13 protein-coding genes, 2 tRNA genes and 1 pseudogene are annotated in these 20463 nt (G+C 68.6%); 6 read left to right on the top strand and 10 right to left on the bottom strand.

The features are described from left to right. Positions 1-29: 29 nt before the first annotated feature. On the top strand, positions 30-1862 hold the full coding sequence (locus AC1DCZ_RS01600; RefSeq protein WP_476973111.1) for a phosphoenolpyruvate carboxykinase (GTP): 1833 nt from the start codon (positions 30-32) through the stop codon (positions 1860-1862). Between the two features lie 134 nt (positions 1863-1996). Here AC1DCZ_RS01600 and AC1DCZ_RS01595 read toward each other — a convergent pair whose 3' ends face one another. The 4 genes from AC1DCZ_RS01595 to AC1DCZ_RS01580 form a co-directional block, all read right to left on the bottom strand. Next, on the bottom strand, positions 1997-3157 hold the full coding sequence (locus AC1DCZ_RS01595) for a globin domain-containing protein (protein ID WP_476973110.1): 1161 nt from the start codon (positions 3155-3157) through the stop codon (positions 1997-1999). A gap of 313 nt (positions 3158-3470) precedes the next feature. Next, a complete protein-coding gene (locus AC1DCZ_RS01590; RefSeq protein WP_476973109.1) occupies positions 3471-3920 on the bottom strand; it encodes an RrF2 family transcriptional regulator in 450 nt (149 codons plus the stop codon). Positions 3921-3940: 20 nt separating this feature from the next. After that, positions 3941-4429, bottom strand: coding sequence for a hypothetical protein (locus AC1DCZ_RS01585; RefSeq protein ID WP_476973108.1), 489 nt, complete (start codon positions 4427-4429; stop codon positions 3941-3943). Positions 4430-4432: 3 nt separating this feature from the next. After that, positions 4433-5851, bottom strand: coding sequence for a phosphomannomutase/phosphoglucomutase (locus AC1DCZ_RS01580; RefSeq protein ID WP_476973107.1), 1419 nt, complete (start codon positions 5849-5851; stop codon positions 4433-4435). Positions 5852-5988: 137 nt separating this feature from the next. Here AC1DCZ_RS01580 and AC1DCZ_RS01575 point away from each other — a divergent pair, with 137 nt between their 5' ends. Further along, positions 5989-8202 (top strand): RecQ family ATP-dependent DNA helicase, encoded by a 2214-nt coding sequence (locus tag AC1DCZ_RS01575; RefSeq protein ID WP_476973106.1) that lies wholly within the window; start codon positions 5989-5991, stop codon positions 8200-8202. Here the strand turns inward: AC1DCZ_RS01575 and AC1DCZ_RS01570 are convergent. The 4 genes and pseudogenes from AC1DCZ_RS01570 to AC1DCZ_RS01555 form a co-directional block, all read right to left on the bottom strand. Continuing rightward, positions 8147-9615: pseudogene (locus AC1DCZ_RS01570) on the bottom strand (MFS transporter). The gene AC1DCZ_RS01575 and the pseudogene AC1DCZ_RS01570 overlap by 56 nt on opposite strands. A 22-nt stretch (positions 9616-9637) precedes the next feature. After that, the gene (locus tag AC1DCZ_RS01565) at positions 9638-11275 is read right to left on the bottom strand and encodes a phytoene desaturase family protein (protein WP_476973105.1); all 1638 of its coding nucleotides are present in this window, start codon (positions 11273-11275) and stop codon (positions 9638-9640) included. A 148-nt stretch (positions 11276-11423) separates the two neighbouring features. Further along, positions 11424-11511 (bottom strand) — tRNA-Ser (locus AC1DCZ_RS01560). A 145-nt stretch (positions 11512-11656) separates the two neighbouring features. Next, positions 11657-13933, bottom strand: a complete 2277-nt coding sequence (locus AC1DCZ_RS01555; protein ID WP_476973104.1) for a prolyl oligopeptidase family serine peptidase — start codon at positions 13931-13933, stop codon at positions 11657-11659. An 86-nt stretch (positions 13934-14019) separates the two neighbouring features. On the opposite strand from AC1DCZ_RS01555, the gene AC1DCZ_RS01550 reads away from it, so the two are divergent. Continuing rightward, on the top strand, positions 14020-16086 hold the full coding sequence (locus tag AC1DCZ_RS01550) for an FAD/NAD(P)-binding protein (RefSeq protein ID WP_476973307.1): 2067 nt from the start codon (positions 14020-14022) through the stop codon (positions 16084-16086). 284 nt (positions 16087-16370) lie between these two features. Here the strand turns inward: AC1DCZ_RS01550 and AC1DCZ_RS01545 are convergent, their stop codons facing one another. After that, positions 16371-17207 carry a VOC family protein gene (locus tag AC1DCZ_RS01545; protein ID WP_476973103.1) on the bottom strand — a complete coding sequence of 279 codons (837 nt, stop codon included), beginning with the start codon at positions 17205-17207 and terminating at the stop codon, positions 16371-16373. A 623-nt stretch (positions 17208-17830) separates the two neighbouring features. On the opposite strand from AC1DCZ_RS01545, the gene AC1DCZ_RS01540 reads away from it, so the two are divergent. Beyond that, positions 17831-18415: a hypothetical protein gene (locus tag AC1DCZ_RS01540; protein ID WP_476973306.1), complete on the top strand. Its 585-nt coding sequence runs from the start codon at positions 17831-17833 to the stop codon at positions 18413-18415. Here the strand turns inward: AC1DCZ_RS01540 and AC1DCZ_RS01535 are convergent. Then, positions 18406-18493, bottom strand: a tRNA-Ser gene (locus tag AC1DCZ_RS01535). The two genes, AC1DCZ_RS01540 and AC1DCZ_RS01535, sit on opposite strands and share 10 nt — an antisense overlap. 174 nt (positions 18494-18667) lie before the next feature. Between AC1DCZ_RS01535 and AC1DCZ_RS01530 the strand changes: the two genes are divergently transcribed. Together AC1DCZ_RS01530 and AC1DCZ_RS01525 are read left to right on the top strand one after the other, a co-directional pair. After that, positions 18668-19651, top strand: coding sequence for an NAD(P)H-quinone oxidoreductase (locus tag AC1DCZ_RS01530; RefSeq protein WP_476973102.1), 984 nt, complete (start codon positions 18668-18670; stop codon positions 19649-19651). A gap of 185 nt (positions 19652-19836) precedes the next feature. Then, on the top strand, positions 19837-20373 hold the full coding sequence (locus tag AC1DCZ_RS01525) for a PadR family transcriptional regulator (RefSeq protein ID WP_476973101.1): 537 nt from the start codon (positions 19837-19839) through the stop codon (positions 20371-20373). Positions 20374-20463: the final 90 nt, after the last annotated feature.

Raw genomic sequence — 20463 nt, 5'->3', positions numbered from 1 at the left:
CACGACTGAACCCGAGGAAGGGAACCGTAATGGGAGATCTGGCGCGACTGCCGTTGCTTGAAAAAGCACCCACCACACATGCCGGTCTGCTGGCATGGGTTGAAGAGGTAGCTGAACTGACCCAGCCAGACCGTATCCACTGGGTTGACGGTTCCGAGCAGGAAAACACCCGGCTCACGGACGAGCTCGTTGCCGCCGGTACCTTGACCCGCCTCAACGAGAAGCTGTTCCCCAAGTCCTTCGCGGCTTTCTCCGACCCGGCCGATGTGGCCCGCGTTGAAGAGCAGACCTTCATCTGCTCCGAGAACGAACGCGATGCCGGCTTCACCAACAACTGGATGGCGCCGGCGCAGATGAAGGAAAAGCTGCGCAGCCTGTTCGCGGGGTCCATGCGCGGCCGCACCATGTACGTCATCCCGTTCGTCATGGGCCACCTCGACGCTGAGGACCCCAAGTTCGGCGTGGAGATCACCGACAGCGCCTACGTTGTCGCTTCGATGCGCATCATGGCCAAGATCGGCGCCGAGGTCCTGGACCGCATCACCGCCACGAACGCGTTCTTCGTCCCGGCCCTGCACTCCCTCGGCGCCCCGCTGGCGCCCGGCCAGGCCGACGTCGCCTGGCCGTGCAACCCGGACAAATGGATCGTGCACTTCCCCGAAGAGCGCTCCATCTGGTCCTTCGGCTCCGGCTACGGCGGCAACGCCCTCCTGGGCAAGAAGTGCTACGCCCTGCGCATCGCCTCGGTGATGGCCCGCGATGAGGGTTGGCTTGCCGAGCACATGCTCATCCTCAAGCTCACCTCCCCGGAGAAGAAGAAGTACTACGTTTCCGCGGCGTTCCCCTCGGCCTGCGGCAAGACCAACCTCGCCCTGCTGGATCCGACCATCGAAGGCTGGGAAGTCGAAACCCTCGGAGACGACATCACCTGGATGCGGATCGGCAAGGAGGGCGAGCTGCGCGCCACCAACCCGGAGGCCGGCCTGTTCGGCGTCGCTCCCGGCACCGGCTGGGGCACCAACCCCAACGCCATGCGCGCCATCGCCAAGGGCCACAGCATCTTCACCAACGTTGCCCTCACGGACGACGGCGGTGTGTGGTGGGAAGGCATGACCGATGAGGTCCCGGCGCACCTGACCGACTGGCAGGGCAACTCCTGGACGCCGGACTCGGACAAGCCCGCCGCACACCCGAACTCCCGCTTCTGCACGCCGATTGACCAGATCGACATGCTGGCCGAGGAGTACTACAGCCCCGACGGCGTGGAGCTCTCCGCGATCCTCTTCGGCGGCCGCCGCAAGACCACGGTGCCCCTCGTGACCGAGGCCCGCAGCTGGACCAACGGCATCTTCATGGGCTCGACACTCTCCTCGGAGACCACGGCCGCGGCCGCCGGACAGGTCGGCGTGCTGCGCCGCGACCCGATGGCCATGCTGCCCTTCATCGGCTACGACGCCGGCGACTACCTGAAGCACTGGATCAGCGTCTCGTCCAAGGCCAACCCGGCCCGTCTGCCCAAGATCTTCCTGGTCAACTGGTTCCGACGCACGGCCGACGGCGGCTTCGCCTGGCCCGGCTTCGGCGACAACGCCCGCGTCCTCAAATGGGCCATCGAGCGCATCGAAGGCAAGGCGGACGCCGTCGAGACCCCGATCGGCTTCGTGCCGGCCGGCCACTCCCTGGACCTCACCGGCCTGGACCTGACGCACGCCCACGTGGAGGATGCTGTCCGCGTCGACCGCGAGGAGTGGGACACCGAGCTGGCCTCCATCGAGGAGTGGTACGCGAAGTTCGGCGACTCCCTGCCCGAGGCCCTGCGCTCAGAGCTCGAAAGCCTGAAGGAACGCATGGCGGCCCACTAGCGTCCCGCTGAAAAGACGACGGCGGCCCCGCACCTTGCGAAAGGTGCGGGGCCGCCGTCGAACTCTCATCGATTGCTCCGCACCGGCCCTTTTGACCCCTGAAAAGGGCGGGTGCGGAGCAATCGACGAGTACGTTAGCTTGCGAGCCAGATGTCCGGGCCGAAGACCTCGTAGTGGATCTTGGTGGCCGGGATGCCGGCGTTGATGGCCTCGTTGCGGATGTTCTTCATGAACGGCAACGGTCCGCACAGGTACAGGGAGGCGTTCGCCGGGAGGTCCACCTCGCGGAGGGACATGAAGCCCTGCTTGGCACCGGCGACCGGCTGCTCGAGCCAGAGTTGGAGGTCGGCCCCTTCGAGGCGTTCGACGTCGTCCGTCATCTGGGAGCGCAGCGCCCAGCTGTCCAGGGTGCTTTCCGCGTGCAGGACCAGGACCTGGCGGTCCGAGCCCGACTCGGCGAGGGAGCGCAGGATGGACGCGGTGGGCGTGCAGCCGATGCCCGCCGAGGCCAGGACGACCGGGCCGTCGCCTTCCTTGAGCGTGATTTCGCCGTAGGGGTTGGAGATCTCGAGGACGTCGCCGACCTCCACGGTGTTGTGCAGCACGGGGGAGACCTCGCCGCCGTCGTCGAGCTTGGTGGTGAAGCTGCGGCTCGTCCCGGCGTCGCCGGAGAGTGAGTACTGGCGGACCTGGCGGAGCCCGTCCGGGAGGACCAACTTCACGCTGACGTACTGGCCCGGGAGCGCGGGCGTGACGGGGGTATCGTCGGCCGGTTCCAGGGTGAAGGTCATGGAGCCCGTGCCGGCGGGAGCCTTGGCGGCGACCTTCCAGGGAGTCCACATCTCGCCGTTGGCCTGGGCTGCGTAGAGGCCCTTTTCAAGCTTGATGAGCGCGTCGGCCATCAGCCAGTACACCTCGGTCCAGGCCTCGGCGATTTCCGGGGTGATGACCTCGGCCAGGTCTTCGGCGATGGCTGCGAAGAGGTGCTCGTAGACCACCTGGTACTGCGGTTCGGTGATGCCGAGGGAGGCGTGGCGGTGGGCGATGCGGGACAACACGGTCTCCGGCAGAGTGCCCGGGTTGCTCACGAGGTGGCTTGCGAAAGCGGCGATGCTCCCGGCCAGGGCCTGCTGCTGGTTGCCGTTGCGCTGGTTCGAGCGGCTGAACAGCCCGTCCAGCAGTTCGGGGTGCGCGGCGAAGAGGCGGGCGTAGAACTTGGGCGTGATCTCCCCGATGCGGGAACCGACCAGCGGCAGGGTGGCCTCGATGACGGGGAAGGACTTGTCCGAGAGCATGCTGACTCCTGAGATAGTGGCCCGGCGTCTTTAACCGGGCCGCGATGAATACTTGCATTTTGAATACGAGTATTTATATCTCTGTTCTACAGGGCGTAGAAAAGTTATCCAAATCGGCGGATTTCCCGGGCGCGGCGGCCGGGGCAATCGGGGTGCCGTAGGGTGCCGGGGTGCCGTAGGGTGCCGTAGGGTGCCGGGGTGCCGGGGTGCCGGGGTGCCGGGGTGCCGGGGTGCCGGGGTGCCGGGGTGCCGCGGGGTGCCGTGGGGCAGGGGGCAGAAGTGTGGGACAGCAGCGCGGGGCGCGGGGTGAGCCTTAGAGCCCGGGGCGCAGCCCGATTGACTGCAGGACCGGGGCCATCTGCCGGGACGTGGGCAGGGACGCTACGACGATGTCATCGAGCTCGCGGTAGAAGGCTTCGCGGGCCCGGGCCAGGGCGCCGCGGAGGCGGCATTCGGTGATGAGGGGACATGTCCCGCCGGTGCCGGTGCAGTCGGCCGGGTCCAGGCGGGTGTCCAGTTGCCGCAGGAGCTGTCCCACGGTGGCGCCGCGGCCGGCGCGGCTGAGGCGCGAGCCGCCGTTGCGGCCGCGCTCGACGTCGATCATCCCCAGTTCGCGCAGCTTCGCCATCGCTTTGCTGACGTGGTTGTAGGGCGTGCCGACGGCGTCGGCGATGCTCTGGGTGGTCAGCAGACCGCCGTCGGGAGCGGCCGCGAGCACCATCATGGCCCGCAGGCTGACGTCCGCGAACGCGTTGATCTTCATGACATCAGCTTACGGCCGGTCTAGTCCACCCAGACGACGGCTTCGTTGGTATCGGCGGAAAGCTGGCCGAACTCCAACTCGTGCGTCGCGGGATTCGGTGCGTAGGGAAGGACCGCGGCGAAGAGGGAACCGTCCCGGTGTTCGGCGGCGACGTGGATGGCGTCCGAGTCCTCCTCCAACAGCGTGATGTCGCAGACGACGGCCGCGGCACGGAAGTCCTCCCGGTTCTGCCGGAGCAGCTCGTTGAGGTCGCGGATCATCGAGTCGGCATCGAAATCGGCGTCCTCGCCATCCGCCGCATCGGCCGGGGTCACGGCGACCAGCCGGACCTCGCCGTCGTTCTCGACGACCAGCGCGAACGGCAGGAAACCGCCGTTGCGTTCCAGCTGCTCCTGCGCGGCCCCGACGCCGGTCCCGAGCAGGTTCTCCAGGTCGGTGGCACTGGCTTCGGGCACCGAATCGCGCCAGGAGGCGTGACGGTCGGTGGCTGGTTTGGAGGTTTCCGCCATGGCTTAGCCCCGGACCAGCGCCAGGACGCGGTCACGAACGCGCTCCATGGTGGCGGTGTCCGTGGCTTCGACGTTCAGGCGCAGGAACGGCTCGGTGTTGGAGGGGCGCAGGTTGAACCAGTAGCTGCCGTCCGTGGCGATGAAGGTGCTGCCGTCCAGGTAGTCGACCTCGACGTCCTCGGCGTGGAAGTCGTCCCGGACCCGCTCCACGGCCGCGGTCTTGTCCTCGATCTCGGAGTTGATCTCGCCGGAGGACATGTAGGGCTCGTATTCGCGGCCGAGTTCGGACAGCGGACCGTCCTGCTCGCCGAGCGCCGCGAGCACGTGCATGGCCGCCAGCATCCCCGTGTCCGCGTTCCAGAAGTCGCGGAAGTAGAAGTGGGCCGAGTGCTCGCCGCCGAAGATGGCACCTTCCGAGGCCATGACGGCCTTGATGAACGAGTGGCCCACGCGCGTGCGGACGGCGCGGCCGCCGTGGCGCTCCACGAGTTCGGGCACAGCGCGGGAGGTCAGCAGGTTGTGGATGACGGTCGGGTTTTCCTCGCCCAGGCCCTGGGCGCGGGCAATCTCGCGGCGCGCCACCATGCCGGTGACGGCCGACGGCGAGACGGGGTCGCCGTTCTCGTCGATGACGAAGCAGCGGTCGGCGTCGCCGTCGAAGGCCAAACCGATGTCGGCGCCGTGCTCGACGACGGCCGCCTGCAGATCGCGCAGGTTCGCCGGTTCCAGCGGGTTGGCCGGGTGGTTCGGGAAGGACCCGTCCAGCTCGAAGTACAGCGGGACGATTTCGAGGGGGAGCTTGGGCAGCAGGGCATCGCCCAGGACGGCCGGGGTCGTCATGCCGGCCATGCCATTGCCGGCGTCCACGACGACCTTGAGCGGCCGCGATCCCCGGAGGTCCACCAGGCTGCGCAGGTACTCGGAATAGCCCCTGAGCACATCGTGGACACTGATCAGGCCACGGGTTCCGCGGGCGGGGATGGTGCCCGTGTTCAGGTATTCCTCGGCGAGGGCCTGGATTTCCTTGAGCCCGGTTTCGGAGGAGATCGGCACAGCGCCTGCCTTGGCCATCTTGATGCCGTTATATTCGGCCGGGTTGTGGCTCGCCGTGAACGTGGCGCCGGCCGCGTTGAGGGCGCCGCAGGCGTAGTAGAGCTCGTCGGTGGAGATCAGGTCCAGCAGCTGGACGTTGGCACCGCGCGTGGCGGCCCCGTTGGCGAAGGCCTTGGTGAACTCGGGGGAGGAGGGGCGCATGTCGCCGCCCACCAGCACGGTCTGGCCCGCGAGGTCCAGTACGTCGACGAAGGCAGCACCGACGGCTTCGACGATTTCCGCGGTGATGGATTCGCCCACAATTCCGCGCACGTCGTAGGCCTTGAACGAAGCCGAGAGGTCAAAAGTCTTTGTCTTGTCCGTAGTCACGCGTCTTATCTTACGGTGCAGTGTCTCGGTTCAAAGGGAATGCCCCTATGAGCCTGGCGGCCGTCCCGGGGGAGCGGGTTGTCCACATGGCGGGGCGGGGCTGCGTGAGTGTCGGAGCAGGCTGGGATACTGAATCAATGGCCAATAACCAGAACGCTTCAGTCCTTTCCGCTTCCGTCCCCTCGCCCGCACCTGCTTCCGCGGCCGGTTCTGCGGGAAAACCCGGGACGCGGGAACAGGCCCAGGAAGTACTGCGGGAGCTCGTTGGCCGCCCGGAGGCCGAGTTCCATGACGGCCAGTTTGAGGCCATTGAGGCACTGGTCGACGGCGGCCGTCGGGCCCTGGTGGTGCAGCGCACCGGCTGGGGGAAGTCGGCCGTGTACTTCGTTGCCTCCCTGCTGCTGCGGCGCCGCGGCGCCGGACCCACACTGATCGTCTCCCCGCTGCTGGCGCTCATGCGGGACCAGGTGGCTGCCGCTGCACGGGCCGGGGTCCGGGCCGTGGCCATCAACTCCGCCAACCAGCTGGAGTGGGACTCCGTCCGTGAGCAGCTCGCCGCTGACGAGGTGGACGTCCTGCTGGTGTCCCCGGAGCGGCTCACCAACCCGTCCTTCCGCGAGAACCAGCTGCCCGAGCTCATCCGCCGCACCGGTCTGCTGGTGATTGATGAGGCCCACTGCATCTCGGACTGGGGCCACGATTTCCGCCCTGACTACCGGCGCATCGCGGACCTGATCACCCAGCTGCCGGACACCGTGCCGGTCCTCGCCACAACGGCCACCGCCAACTCCCGCGTGGTCCATGACATCGAGGAGCAGCTCGGCGCGGGGGTGCTGACCATCCGCGGCGCACTGGGCCGGGAGTCCCTGCGCCTGGGGGTATTGAACCTGCCGGATTCCCGCCAGCGCCTGGGCTGGCTGTTGACCCACCTTGCGGACCTGCCCGGCAGCGGCATCATCTACACCCTGACAGTCTCCGCAGCCGAGGACACCGCCCGGCTCCTGGCCGAGGCCGGCCACGAGGTGCTCGCCTACACCGGCCGCACCGACCCGGCCGACCGGGAACGCGCCGAGCAGCTACTGAAGGACAACCAGGTCAAGGCCCTCGTGGCCACTTCGGCGCTCGGGATGGGCTTCGACAAGCCGGACCTCGGGTTCGTGGTGCACCTGGGGGCGCCGTCGTCTCCCGTTGCCTACTACCAGCAGGTGGGCCGTGCCGGGCGCGGGGCCGCGAATGCCGACGTCCTGCTGCTGCCCGGCTCCGAGGACCGGGACATCTGGCAGTACTTTGCGACCGCGTCCATGCCTTCGGAGGAGAAGGCCGCCGCTGTGCTGACTGCCCTCGCGGAGGCCGGGACCGCGGTGTCCACGGTGGCGCTCGAGGCCCGCGTTGACCTGCGCCGGACCCCGCTGGAGCTGCTGCTGAAGGTGCTCGCGGTGGACGGGGCGGTGGAGCGCGTCGGCGGCGGCTGGCGCTCCACCGGGCAGCCGTGGACGTACGACGCCGAGCGGTACAGCCGGATCGCGGAGGCCCGTGTGGACGAGCAGGATTCCATGGTGATCTACCAGGACACAGCCGGCTGCCGGATGGAGTACATCACCTCGGTCCTGGACGATGAAACGGCCCACGCCTGCGGACGGTGCGACAACTGCGCCGGGCGCTGGTTCCCCGCCGACATCGCCGAGGCCGCCAGGGAAGCTGCCGGCCAGACGCTGAGCCGCGCCGGCGTCGTCCTGGAACCGCGGCTGCAGTGGCCCAGCGGCATGGACCGCCTGGGTGTGAGCGTGAAGGGCAAGATCAAACCCGAGGAAAGCCTCGCCAACGGAAGGGTGCTCGCGCGCCTGACGGACCTGGGCTGGGGCGGTGCCCTCCGGGAGGCCTTCGCTGCCGGCGCGCCGGACCGGGCCGTGGACCAGGGAATGCTGCAGGCCTGCGTCCAAGTGCTGCGCGAATGGGGGACCGGCGACGCCCGCACCCCGGGATGGAGCGGAGCAGGTCGCCCCGCCGCCATCATCAGCATCCCCTCGCGGGGCAAACCGGAGCTGGTGGATTCCCTGGCCCGGGGCATATCGGACATCGGCCGCATCCCTTACCTCGGCCAGCTGCAGCTCCACCACGGCGGACCCACGGGCGGCCGCGGCGGCAACAGCGCGTACCGGCTCGCCGGGGTCTGGGACCGCCTGGTCGTGGGACCAGAGCTGGAATCGGCACTGGCCGGAATCCAGGGCCAAAGCGTGATGCTCATTGACGATCTCGTGGACAGCCGCTGGACCGTCACCATCGCCGGACGGGCGCTCAGGCTCGCGGGCGCCGGGGCGGTGCTGCCGCTGGTTCTTGGCCAGGCCGGCTGACGCCGCTCCGGCATGGCGGGGCAGGGTCAGGCTGTCCACGGTGCTCAGGAGCATGAGGGCGGCAATGGCCAGGAACGCGCCGCGGTACGGTGCGGCCGGATCCGCCTCCCCCGCCGCGCCGGGAAGCGTGCCCGCTGCGCTGAAGATCCGCAGGAACAGGGCGCCGATGGCGATCCCGGTCCCGGCGGCGAGCTGGACCAGGGTGGCCGAGATGGCGTTGGCGGACGGCAGCTGGGCCGGAACGACGTCGGCGTACTGCACGGAGGCGTAGGCCGAGAATCCGATGGACCGGAAGGCTCCGCTGGCCACCAGCAGCGCGACGATCAGCGGCTCCGGAGTTCCGGCGTCGAGCAGGGCGCACAGCGCAAAGGTCGCTGCCGAGGCGAGCGAGGCAAACACAAGGACGGGCTTGAATCCGACGCGGCGGATGATGGGCGTCGTGGCCGGTTTGATGCCGATGTTGCCCACGAACACAGCGGCCACCATGATGCCTGCATGCAGGGGGTCCCAGCCGAAGCCATTCTGGAACATCAGCGGCAGCAGGAACGGCACGGAGCTGATGGTCAGGCGGTAGATGAAGCCGCCCGTGGCTGTCGAGCGGAAGGTCCTCGTGGCGAAGACGGACAGGTTGAAGAGCGGGGCCCGGGCCCGCCGCATCCACGCCACCGCTCCGGCCAGGAACACCACTCCCGCGGCGACGACCACGGCTGCCGGCGTCCCGGAAGGATGGCCGCCCGCGAGTTCCAGTCCCACGACCAGGGCGCCGACGCCGAGGGTGGTCAGCGCCAGGCCCGCCCAGTCCAGGCGGCGGGTGCCGTCAGCCGCGCCGGCCGGGACCAGGCGCAGGGCGGCCGCAAACGCCGTCAGGCCCAACGGGATGTTGACCAGGAAAATCCAGTGCCAGGACAGGTATGTGGTCAGGGCGCCGCCTACGAGGGGTGCTAGGACCGGTGCCAGCAGCCCGGGCCACACCAGATAAGCCGTGGCCTGCAGCAGGTCCTTCTTCGGGGTCCCCCGGAGCACCACCAAGGTGCCCACAGGAACCATCATGGCTCCGCCGGCGCCCTGCAGCACCCGGCTCAGGGTCAGGAGGGGGAGGTCCTGGCTGAGCGCGCACAGCAGGGACGCCGCGGTGAACGTGGCGATGGCCAGACAGATGACCCGGCGGGCGCCGAGGCGCTCCGCCAGCCAGCCGCTGACGGGAATCCCCATCGCCACGGTCATCAGATAGGCCGTCATGGTGATGTTGACGTCGGCGGCCGCCACCGAGAAATCCTTGGCGATGCTGGGAATGGCAGTAGTGAGGACGGTCCCGTCCAGGAACTCCATGAAGAATGTCGCCGCCACCAGAAGGGCCAGCCGCGGGCTCCAGGCCCCAGGGCCGGGGGCTGCGCTGTCCGGGGGCGCGGTCATGTGCGCGTATCCATGTGCCGTTTCAATTCCGGGGGAGCGGAGGACCGGATTCGAGCACGGCACTGGCCGCGTTATGTCCGCCGATGGCACTGACTGCGCCGCCGCGGCGGGCTCCGGAGCCGCATAGCAGCACCTGGGGATCCGCCGTCGCCACACCCCAGCGCCGGGCCGGGGTGTCCAGCGGCGTGCCGTCTTCAACGAACGGCCAGTCCAGGCCGCCATGGAAGATGTTTCCGCGAGGCATGCCGAGGGCCCGTTCGATGTCCAGCGTGGTCTTGGTTTCGATGCAGGGCCGCCCGTCCGCGTCGGTCAGCAGCAGGTCCTCGACGGGCTCGGCCAGGACCGAATTCAAGGACTTCAGGACGGCCGCCTGCAGTTCTGCGCGCCGGTCGTCGTTGTTCTCGGGCGTGATCAGCCGGTCCGGGACGTGCAGGCCGAAAACGGTGAGCGTGTGCGCGCCGGCCGCCTGCAGTTCGGGGGACAGGATGCTGGGGTCGGTGAGGGAATGGCAGTAGATCTCGCAGGGCAACGGATCAGGAACGGTCCCGGATGCGGCGGCGAGGTAGGCGGCGTCGAGCTGGGACCATGTCTCGTTGATGTGGAAGGTTCCGCCGAAGGCCGCGGCCGGGCTGACGCTGCCATCCAGGAGCCGGGGGAGCCGCTTGAGCAGCAGGTTTACTTTGACCTGGGCGCCTTCGCGCAGGTGGTTGGGGTTCGCCGTGGTGCCCGGTGTGGGGACGCCGACGGCGGTGCCGGTACCGGCGCCCTGCAGCCGGTCCAGCACCACGGGCGCCACGTTGGCGAGGATCCACTGCGCTGCCACTGTGTGGTCCTGGCCGCCGTGGCGGTACTCCACGACGCCTCCGGCGCGAACAGCTGTCACGTCCGCGGACGTCAGAATGGTGGCGCCGGCCTCACGGGCGGCGCGCTCCAGCTCGCCGGACACGGCGCCCATGCCGCCCACCGGGACGTCCCAGTCGCCGGTCCCGCCGCCGATCAGGTGGTACAGGAAACAGATGTTCTGCTGGAGGTCCTCGTCGTCCGCCCGGGCGAACGTGCCGATCAGGGCATCGGTCAGGACCACGCCGCGGACCAGGTCATTGTGCAGCTCCTTGGCGATGGTGGTCCCGATAGGCCGTTCGATCACCGCGTCCCACGCGTCAGCCGCTCCGGCCCGGGCTGCAAGGGACCTCGCCTCGGCCCGGGTGGGCAGCGGCGAGGTCATCGTGGGCCACAGGGCCTCAGTGAGGGTCCTGCAGCGGTCGTAGAACCCCGTGAACGCGGGGAACTCGCCGTCGGGAGCGCCGACAGCGGCAAAGGACGCTGCCGTGGCCGCGGCATCCCCGTTGTCGACCAGCAGCGCGCGGCTGCCGTCCAGCGGGTCCGGGGTGTAGGAAGAATAGCGTCGCCGTGCCAGCCGGATCCGCAGGCCGAGGTCGTCGATGATCTGCTGCGGCAGGAGGCTGACCAGGTAGGAATAGCGCGAAAGGCGGGCGTCGACGCCGTCGAACGCCTGTGCCGACACCGCGGCACCGCCGGCGTGCTCGAGCCTTTCCAGCAGCAGGACTTCACGGCCGGCCCTGGCCAGATATGCTGCCGCGGCCAGGCCATTGTGGCCGCCGCCTACGATGATCGCGTCAAACGCGGTTTTGGTCGACATGGGGCTATCCTGCCATCCGGACCCGTGGGGAGGCGCGAGGCGTCCGGCAACCGGACGGCGTGGTGACAGGACGGGGTGCGCGCAAGGCCGGTGTGGCCGCGGGGCCCGGGAACGCAAAAGGCCCCGGTCCAAGGACCGGGGCCAAACGCGGAGACGGGGGGATTTGAACCCCCGGTGGAGTTGTGCCCCACACTTCATTAGCAGTGAAGCCCATTCGGCCGCTCTGGCACGTCTCCATTTGCTATGGAACTAGCCAACCAAGGATACGCAGAAGGGGCCATGCAGTGCAAAACGGCCAACGCGGGGTCACTCCGCGCCCATGACGGAGCGTCGGATGGGCCGTAGGTGACCCCGCGTTGGCCTCAGGTGCAGGATGCAGGTCTAGGCTTCCGCACCCGCCAGCGAACGCCACAGGAAGTGCTGGCTTCGGCTCTGCAGGGCGGCCGCCTGGCGGTTGTCCGAGGCCCCGGCGTGGCCGCCTTCGAGGGCTTCGTGGAACCACACGTTGGGGATGCCCATGGCCTGCATGCGCGCGGCCATCTTCCGGGCCTGCACGGGACCCACCCGGTCGTCCGAAGTGGCCGTCCAGATGAACGTCTCGGGGTAGTCCACACCGTCCTTGAGCAGGTGGTACGGCGAGAACTTCTTGATGAACTCCCACTGCTCGGGGACGTCCGGATCGCCGTATTCGGCAATCCAAGAGTACCCGGCGGACAGCTTGCTGTAACGGCGCATGTCCAGGAGCGGCACCCCGCAGGAGACCGCGCCGAACAATTCCGGGTACTGCGTGAGCATGTTGCCCACCAGCAGACCGCCGTTGGATCCGCCCACGCAGCCGAGCCGCTGGCGCGAGGTGACGCCACGGGAGATCAGGTCCTTCGCGACGGCGGCGAAGTCCTCGTACGCCCGTTGCCGGTTCTCCTGCAGGGCGGCGCGGTGCCAGGACGGCCCGTACTCTCCGCCGCCGCGGATGTTGGCCACCACGTAGACCCCGCCCCGGGTGTGCGGGGCTTCCCCGCCGGCGCCGGCGGACTCGGCGGTGCGCCGTTCCAGCCAGGCCCGGCCGATCGCACCGCTGTACGCCGGGGTCCTGGAAATCTCGAAGCCGCCGTACCCGGAGAGCTGCGTGGGATTCTGCCCGTCCAGCACCAGGTCTTTCGACGCCACCTGGAAGTAGGGGACCCGGGTCCCGTCCTCGGACACGGCGAAGTGCTGCTGGACCTCGTAATCCGCTTCCGTGAAGAACGACGGCGAGGACCGGACCACCTCGTGCGCGCTGACCACGCTGGCGCCGTCGCCGGCCCGCCGGAGAGTCCCTCTGGTGAGGGTGCTCGGCGTCGTGAAGCCGGTGGCCACGAGCCAGAAGTCGTTCCCCGCGCCCGGGGCAACTTCCTCGGCCACCGGCCCGCCGCCCCCGGTGCCGTCCTCGTCCGAGTCCTCGGCGTCATCTTCGTCATCGACGGCGAAGGCGTTGACGTCGTGCAGGGGCGGGCAGGCCTCAAGCACGCTGGAGGCCCAGGCGGCGTCCGTGCCGGGCCGCTGCGGATCCAGGACCCGGATCTCCGAGGAGACGTCCCGGAGCAGGTTCAGCAGCAGGAAGTCCCGCGTCCAGCTCCAGGACTGCAGCGACGTGTGCGCGTCCGGAGCGAACAGCACAGCAAGCTCCCGGCCGCCGGCCAGGAAGTCCTCGAAGTCGGCCACGAGCAGGGACCCGGCCGGGTACGTGGCCCCGTTGAGCGTCCAGTCCTTCTGCGGCCGGAACAGCAGCCACTCGCGGTGTGAGCTCAGGTTCACGTCGGTCGGAACGCCGAGCCGGAGCCACCGGCCGTCGCGCAGCACTGAGGTGCTCCGTTCAAAGAAGCTGATCCAGTCCACGGCAAAGGTCCGTTCGAAACCGGGCGTGGAGTCGTGGGCCACGAGGGCCATCATGTGGTCTTCGGGGATCTCGAAAATCCGCTCGGCCTGTGCCAGGGACTCACCGCGGGCGAGCTTCACCCCGGTCCTGGCGTACGAGGACGTGGTGCGGGGCAGGTCCGCCGCCGTCGTGGCGACCAACAAGGTGTCCGGGTCCAGCCAGGAGGCGTTGCCCTTGGCCGTCGGGAGGTCAAAGCCGCCGGCGGCAGGGTCCACGAAGCTGCGGGACTCGAAGTCGAACTCGCGGTACCGGTTCGCATCGCCGCCGTCGGGGGAGAGAGCCAGCAGGGCCCGCCGGTGCGGCTCCCCGGCGGGCGGGCGGAGGAAATTGGCGCCGTGGAAAACCCAGTCCTGGCCGTCCGACGCGGCCAGCGCATCCACGTCCAGGAGGATGTCCCACTCGGGTGACCCGTTCCGGTAGCTGTCCCAGGCGGTCCGGCGCCACAAGCCCCTGGGATTCTCCCGGTCTTTCCAGAAGTTGTAGTACCAGTCGCCATGTTTGCCGACCATCGGGATCCGGTCGGTGGAGTCGAGGACCTCCAGGATGCTGGCCTCAAGGGCGGCGTAGTCCGCGTCCTCGAGCAGCTCCTCGGTGCGGGCATTCTGCTCCCGGACCCAGGCCAGTTGCTCCTCTCCGTAGATTTCCTCAAGCCAGATGTTCTCGTCGACGGGCTCGGGGGCGGTTCCGTCCGCAGGTCCGGGGCGGCCGGACGCGGGCGGCTGAGCAGCTTCTGTGGTGGTCATTTTTCCATCCAAGCAACATCAGAGCAGCGCTAGCAAGTCACACGGCCGGTAAGGGGCGAATGCCTGATGCCGATACGCTGGATGCCGTGGGCACATCGCATAGCATCCGGACGGCAGTGATAGGCGCCGGACCGCGGGGCACGAGTGTGCTGGAACGGCTGCTGGCCAACTGGGCGCCGGCGGGTCCGGCGGCAACCCTCCATATCGACGTCGTCGACCCCTATCCGGCCGGCCCGGGACATGTGTGGCAGCCCGGCCAGTCCCGTCTGTACCTGATGAACACACAGTCCTTCTACCCCACGATCGTGCCCCAGGACCCGGGGCTCGCCCCGCCGCTGGCCGGGCACACCTTTGACCGCTGGCGCGAACTCCAGCGGCAGGGCCCACAGGCCCCGCTCACCGCCGAGGCCCCGCTCACCGCGGAGGCCCCGCTCACCGCCGAAGAGCGGGCCGAACTGGACGTGCTGGGCCCCTCGGACTTCCCGAGCCGCGCCCTGTACGGCCGCTACCTCCGCTCCACGCTCGAACAGCTGCTCACCAGGCTGCCGGCCGGCGTCACGGTGGACTTCCACCAGGCGACAGCGACGTCCGTCCGGCACGCCGCGGCCGCAGGGGACGGCAGCACCGGGGCCGCCGGGCATGGCGACGCTCGGGGCGGAAGGGGGCGGTTCGACGTCGGGCTCGACGACGGTACGGTGCTCACCGCAGACTCGGTGGTGCTGGCCCTGGGCCATCTCCACGCGCGGCTGAACGCCGAACAGCGGGACCTTTCGGCCGCCGCGGAGGAACTCGGTCTCCTGTACGTTCCCCCGGCTGCGCCCGCCGATGTCGACTGGTCCCGGGTACCGGCCGTCAAACCGGTCCTGGTGCGCGGCATGGGCTTGAATTTCTTTGATGTGATGGGCCAGCTGACCGAAGGGCGCGGCGGCAGCTTCCTTGCGGGGCAGGACGGCGGCGAACTGAGGTACCTGCCGTCCGGCCGCGAACCGTTGATCATTGCCGCCTCACGCCGCGGCACCCCGTACCGGGCCAAGGCCACCCTGGCGGGGTACTACCCTGCCGCGGTGTCGCTGCGGTACTGCACCGAAAGCGCGATCGCGAAGTTCGCCGAGGCCGGAATCCGGCCGTCGTTCGATCACGACCTCTGGCCGCTCCTACACCGCGACGCCGTCTGGGCCTATTACTCGACGCTCGCGCGCTCGCAGCCCGGTGCCATCCTGACCGACCAGGTCGAATTCCTGCGGGCCCTGGAGGAGGCGCTGCACCCGCACGCGCACTCCACCGGCAAGTGGGAGGACGCGGCGGAATCGGTAATCGATGTGCATGTCCGGCCGGCGCACCGGCTGGACCTGCTCGGCCTCGCGGCGCCTCTGGCCGGACGGTCGTTCAATTCCCGGACTGAGCTGGACGCCGCCGTCGTCGACTATCTCCTCGATGATGCCCGGCGCTCGGCGCTCGGCGAGGACGATCCCGTAAAGATGACGATCGGCGCCCTGCATCACGGCCGGGCCGTGCTCAAGACCGCAGTGGCCGACGGCGGCATCACGGACGAATCGTGGGTGGCCGGGCTGCGCGGCTGGTTCGAGTCGTTCGTGGAAGGTCTTGCAAGCGGGCCGCCGGCGCTGCGGTCCGAACAGCTTGCGGCACTGGTCCGCGCGGGCATTGTCCGGTTCGTGGGTCCGGACCCCAAATTCGGTGTGGACCGCAGGACCCGGACATTCACCGCGGCATCACCGTGGGTGGGCGGGGGCCCGGACGGTGGGTCCGGGGGAAGCGGGGTGGCGGGCGATGCCGTGGCGGCCGCGGCCATGATCGAGGCCCTGGCGCCGGCGAACAAGGTAGCCGTGAATTCCTCGCCGCTCCTGGAACAGTTGCTTGCCGAAGGGCTCGTGCGTCCGCGCCTCATGATGACAGTGGAAGGTGCCCCGGTGCAGACCTCCGGCCTGGATGTGGCTCCGCACCCGTACAGGCCGCTGGGCGCCAACGGTTCGGTAACGGCCGGCGTCTACGTTCTGGGACTCCAGCTCTCCGCAACCCAGTGGGGCACGGCCATCGCAGCCGAGGCCCGGCAGAAGACCGGCCCCGTCTACCGGAGCGGGCAGCGCACCCTGTGCGACGCCGACGAGATCGCCCGCGACATCCTCGGCCGCTAGGCCACTTCCGCGGCACGCCTTCCGCTCCGCGGCTTTCGCAAGGAATGGACATGCTCCGCGCCTTCCGCCAGGCATGGACATGCTCAACGCCCGGGCTGCGCAATGGGCATACGGGTCTTATGTCCATTGCTGCAACCCGGGGTAGAGCATGTCCAGCGGCCGGAGCCCCGTGGCTTTCGCCAGGAATGGGCATGCTCCATGCCCGGGCTGCGCAATGGGCATACGGGTCTGATGTCCATTGCTGCGACCCGGGGTAGAGCATGTCCAGCGGTGCGCGGCTGCAGCTACTGCGGCTGGACGCCTCCGCTGACGTCGTCGCCGCCGTCGCCGCCGTCGCCGCCGCCCTGTCCCGTGTCCTGCACGATCTTGAACATTGCACCCGTGGGGTCTGCGAGCGTGGCGAGCCGCCCGAACGGCGTGTCGTCCGGTCCGTCCACGACCTGCGCGCCCAGGGACACGGCCTTGGCTATGGTGGCGTCGGTGTCCTGGACGCCGAAGTAGACCTGCCAGTTGGAGGGAACCTCTGCCGGAAGGTAGGCCGAGGCGTCCATGATGCCGGCCTTGGCGGCGGGCCCGGCGCCCAGAGTGGTGTACCGGAATTCGGGGGTGTCGCTCATGACGTCGGTGTCCCAGCCGAACACGTCCTGGTAGAACGCCACGGCCTTGGCGTAGTCCTTGGTGTGGAGCTCATGCCAGGCCGGGGCACCGGCTTCGGCGGCCAGCTCATAGCCCTTCATTTCGGCCGGTTCCCAGATGCCGATGGCTGCCCCCGTGGCATCTCCGATCATGGCCATGCGGCCCTGCTCCGGCACGTCCATGGGTTCCATGTAAACCTGTCCGCCGTGCTCGGCCGCGGCTTTGACGACCGCGCCTGCGTCATCCGTCCGCAGGTAGGTGGACCACATGTCTGGAAAGCCCGCCTGTGCCTCCTGCTTCTGCATCATCCCGGCTACCGACTTTCCGTCCTTTGCGGCCGTAATGTAGCCGCCGTATTTCTCCTGGTCGCCGGTCTGGAACGTCCAGCCGAAGACCCCGCCGTAGAACTCTTTGGCCTTCTCAGTGTCCGAGGTCATCAGGTCGATCCAGCATGGTGCACCGTTGGAGTGCTGGGGTGTTGGCATTGCGGGCTCCTGCTCTGTTCGGCGGCAATGCCGTCTAAGGCGACCGCGCTGTGGGTGGTGGAGACAACAGAGAGACTATGCCGGGGGGCGGAGGGTTTCAATGGTCCCGGGGCTGGCGCTGCACTTCGCTCCTGAGCCGCGAGTCCTGAGTCTCGGTGGGACAACGACGGCGAGTACCGCCGTCGTTCCCTGGGCAGATCAAGGCGGATGTGCCTGCCGTATTCGCCCTGATCTGCCCACGGTGCGGGGCCCGCAGCCCACGGTGCCTTGTGCCTTGGTGCCCGGCAGCACGGACTTTCTCCGTGGCGTGCCAAGGCCAAGGACGTCCACATTCCAAGCCGGGGCATCCGGGTTCCCACCCGGCAGGAGCAGTCGATGCTGGCGCGGGCGGGGCCATACACGCGGCTGGGGACCGCCGATACCGCCAGCTTTTACTCGGCCGCGGCAATCCACCACTTCAAGTTGCCCGCTGGCGCCGAAGGCTCCCGGTTGCCGCCCTCGGCCAGTCTCCTTCACCTGACCAGGAGCGGGTCGGCGGCTCCCCGCCGGAAGGGCGTCGTCGGCCACCGCAGCCACTTGCCGCCCGAGATATCGTGATGCTGCAGGGGGTTCCCGTGACGTCCATGCCGCGGACCCTGCTGGATCTTGCCGGAACGGGAAGCCTGAGCTGCGATGACCTCGTGGTTATTGCCGACGACCTCGTCTGTGAGCATCCTCGGTATCAACACCGTCGCACCGCCGCGCTTCCGTTGAGTGAACTCCTGCTCTACGCCGAGCAGAAACGCCATGCCGCCGGTCTTCCACTTCTCCGGAGCGCCCTCGCGCTGGTCTGCGTCGGCGTCGACTCACCGCCGGAGACCCGACTCCGTCTGCTGCTCGGGCGATCAGGACTGCCGCGCTTTGAGCCGAACTACGTCCTCTTGGACGCACTGGGCCGTCCGCTGTGGATTGATCTTGCCTGTCCGGAATACCGGCTGGCCGTGGAGTACGACGGCGGCCACCACCTGACGCCGGCCCAGCAACAGTCCGATGCGCTGCGGAACGAGCGGTCCCAGCCTGCCGCATCCGCCCCGATCTGCCCACAATCCGGCGGGTCGCGGGTAGCGGGCACCGCACCCCACGAAGGGCACCCACAACGCCGGGACGCAAAAATGCCCCCGGCTCCTGCGTCAATCGCAGTAGCTGGGGGCATTGTTCGCGGAAGGTAAGAGATTCGAACTCTTGGTACGGGGTTACCGCACACTGGTTTTCAAGACCAGCTCCATCGGCCGCTCGGACAACCTTCCCTAACGAGTAGTCTTTCATAGGCAGTCGGATGCCACAAAAACGCCGCAGTGCTCGCGGGCGTGTGCGGTTGCCCCCCATATCGTTGCTCCCCATAGTCTGGGAGAAGTTGTTGTCGGAACCTGGGTAGTACCGCGCACCCGCGCACCAGGCCAGTTAGGAATCGGGAGTTCTCCATGAAGGCTGTCTACATCTCAAGGCCCGGCGGACCCGAGGTCCTGGAGGTCCGCGAGGTCCCGGCACCGGTGCCCGGCCCCGGCGAGGTGCTGATCGACGTCGTGGCTGCCGGCCTGAACCGCGCGGACGTCCAGCAGCGGAAAGGCCACTACCCCCCGCCCCCGGGCGCCTCGGAGATCCCCGGCCTGGAAGTTTCCGGCAGGATCGCCGGTTTCGGCACCGGCGTGACCAAGCCGTTTTCCGTGGGGGACAAGGTGGTTGCCCTGCTCTCGGGCGGCGGCTACGCCCAGCAGGTGGCAGTTCCCGCCGGCCAGGTCCTGAGGATTCCCGACGGCGTGGACCTGGTCACCGCCGCATCGCTGCCGGAGGTCGCGGCCACGGTCTATTCCAACCTGATCATGACCGCGCAGCTCCAGTCGGGCGAAACCGTCTTGATCCACGGAGCCACGGGCGGCATCGGCACAATGGCCATCCAGCTGGCGAAGGCCCTCGGCGCCCACGTGGCCACGACGGCGGGCACTGCCGAGAAGGTCGGTACCGCGAAGGCATTCCTCGGAGCGGATATTGCCATCAACTATGCCGAGGAAGACTTCCCTGCCAGTCTGCGCGAACAGAACAGCGGCAAGGGGGCGGATGTGATCCTTGATGTCGTCGGCGCCAAGTACCTTCAGCAGAACATCGACGCCCTGGCAGACTATGGCCGGCTCGTGGTGATCGGGCTGCAGGGCGGGTCGAAGGCCGAGCTCGACCTCGGACAGCTGCTCAGGAAGCGGGCTGCCATCATTGCCACTGCGCTGCGCCCGCGCCCCGTCGAGGAAAAGACCGTCATCATGACCGCGGTCCGGGATGCCGTGTGGCCGCTGCTGGCCGACGGGCGGATCCGGCCGCTGGTGGCGAAGACCTTTCCCCTCGACCAGGTCGGCGCCGCCCACCGGTACTTCGATTCGGGCGACCACGTCGGCAAGGTCCTCCTGGTGATGTAAGGAGGGTGGGTCCGGTGCCCGGTGCCCGGTGCCCGGTGCCGCCGTGTCGCGGATGATCCATGCCGGGCGGGGCATGCGCCGTTTTGCTGCGGGGGCGCAGATACCGATAATGTAATTCCATACGCGGTATACACGCGTCTTGGGGCGCGTGTATGCTGTGTCGTTCCGCGATCTCCGGGAGCACAATGTCTATCCGCCACAGCCTCCTCGCACTGCTGCAGGACCGGCCGCGCTACGGCTACCAGCTCAGGATCGAATTCGAGGACCGCACCGGTTCGTCCTGGCCGCTCAACATCGGACAGGTTTACACCACCCTCGACCGTCTCGAACGTGACGGCCTCGTCCGCAAAGAAGGCGGCGACGGCGACGGCCACGTAATCTACAGCATCACCCAGGCCGGCCAGACCGAAGCCAGCACCTGGTTCGCTTCTCCCGTGCCCCGCACCAACCCGCCACGGAACGAACTGGCGATCAAACTTGCCCTCGCCCTAACCATCCCCGGGACCGATGTCGGGGCCATCATCCAGGCCCAGCGTGCCGTCTCCATCCGGGCCTTGCAGGAATACACCAAGGCCCGGCGTGACACCGCGGCCCTGCAGCGGCCTGCCGACACCGCCCGGCTCCTGGTCCTGGATTCACTCATCTTCCAGACTGAAGCCGAAGTCCGCTGGCTCGATCTCTGCGAAGCCCGCCTCCTGCAGCTGACCCTCCCGCCGCGCTAACGCCGCTGCGCGACCGCTCGCCGCTCCAACACCGCCGCCCGGCGCACCGTCGTCCCCGGGTCGGTGCCACGTTGGTAGGGTGCTTGGGGC

The sequence above is a fragment of the Arthrobacter sp. 10N418 genome (assembly GCF_056394725.1).
Note: the sequence above shows the minus strand (reverse complement) of the source record. Positions and strands in the feature narration are given on the sequence as shown.

Excerpts from the sequence above, each read along its gene's own strand:
- AC1DCZ_RS01600 (WP_476973111.1), top strand. The coding sequence starts at position 30 with ATGGGAGATCTGGCGCGACTGCCGTTGCTTGAAAAAGCACCCACCACA.
- AC1DCZ_RS01595 (WP_476973110.1), bottom strand. The coding sequence starts at position 3,157 with ATGCTCTCGGACAAGTCCTTCCCCGTCATCGAGGCCACCCTGCCGCTG.
- AC1DCZ_RS01590 (WP_476973109.1), bottom strand. The coding sequence starts at position 3,920 with ATGAAGATCAACGCGTTCGCGGACGTCAGCCTGCGGGCCATGATGGTG.
- AC1DCZ_RS01585 (WP_476973108.1), bottom strand. The coding sequence starts at position 4,429 with ATGGCGGAAACCTCCAAACCAGCCACCGACCGTCACGCCTCCTGGCGC.
- AC1DCZ_RS01575 (WP_476973106.1), top strand. The coding sequence starts at position 5,989 with ATGGCCAATAACCAGAACGCTTCAGTCCTTTCCGCTTCCGTCCCCTCG.
- AC1DCZ_RS01565 (WP_476973105.1), bottom strand. The coding sequence starts at position 11,275 with ATGTCGACCAAAACCGCGTTTGACGCGATCATCGTAGGCGGCGGCCAC.
- AC1DCZ_RS01555 (WP_476973104.1), bottom strand. The coding sequence starts at position 13,933 with ATGACCACCACAGAAGCTGCTCAGCCGCCCGCGTCCGGCCGCCCCGGA.
- AC1DCZ_RS01545 (WP_476973103.1), bottom strand. The coding sequence starts at position 17,207 with ATGCCAACACCCCAGCACTCCAACGGTGCACCATGCTGGATCGACCTG.
- AC1DCZ_RS01540 (WP_476973306.1), top strand. The coding sequence starts at position 17,831 with ATGCCGCGGACCCTGCTGGATCTTGCCGGAACGGGAAGCCTGAGCTGC.
- AC1DCZ_RS01530 (WP_476973102.1), top strand. The coding sequence starts at position 18,668 with ATGAAGGCTGTCTACATCTCAAGGCCCGGCGGACCCGAGGTCCTGGAG.
- AC1DCZ_RS01525 (WP_476973101.1), top strand. The coding sequence starts at position 19,837 with ATGTCTATCCGCCACAGCCTCCTCGCACTGCTGCAGGACCGGCCGCGC.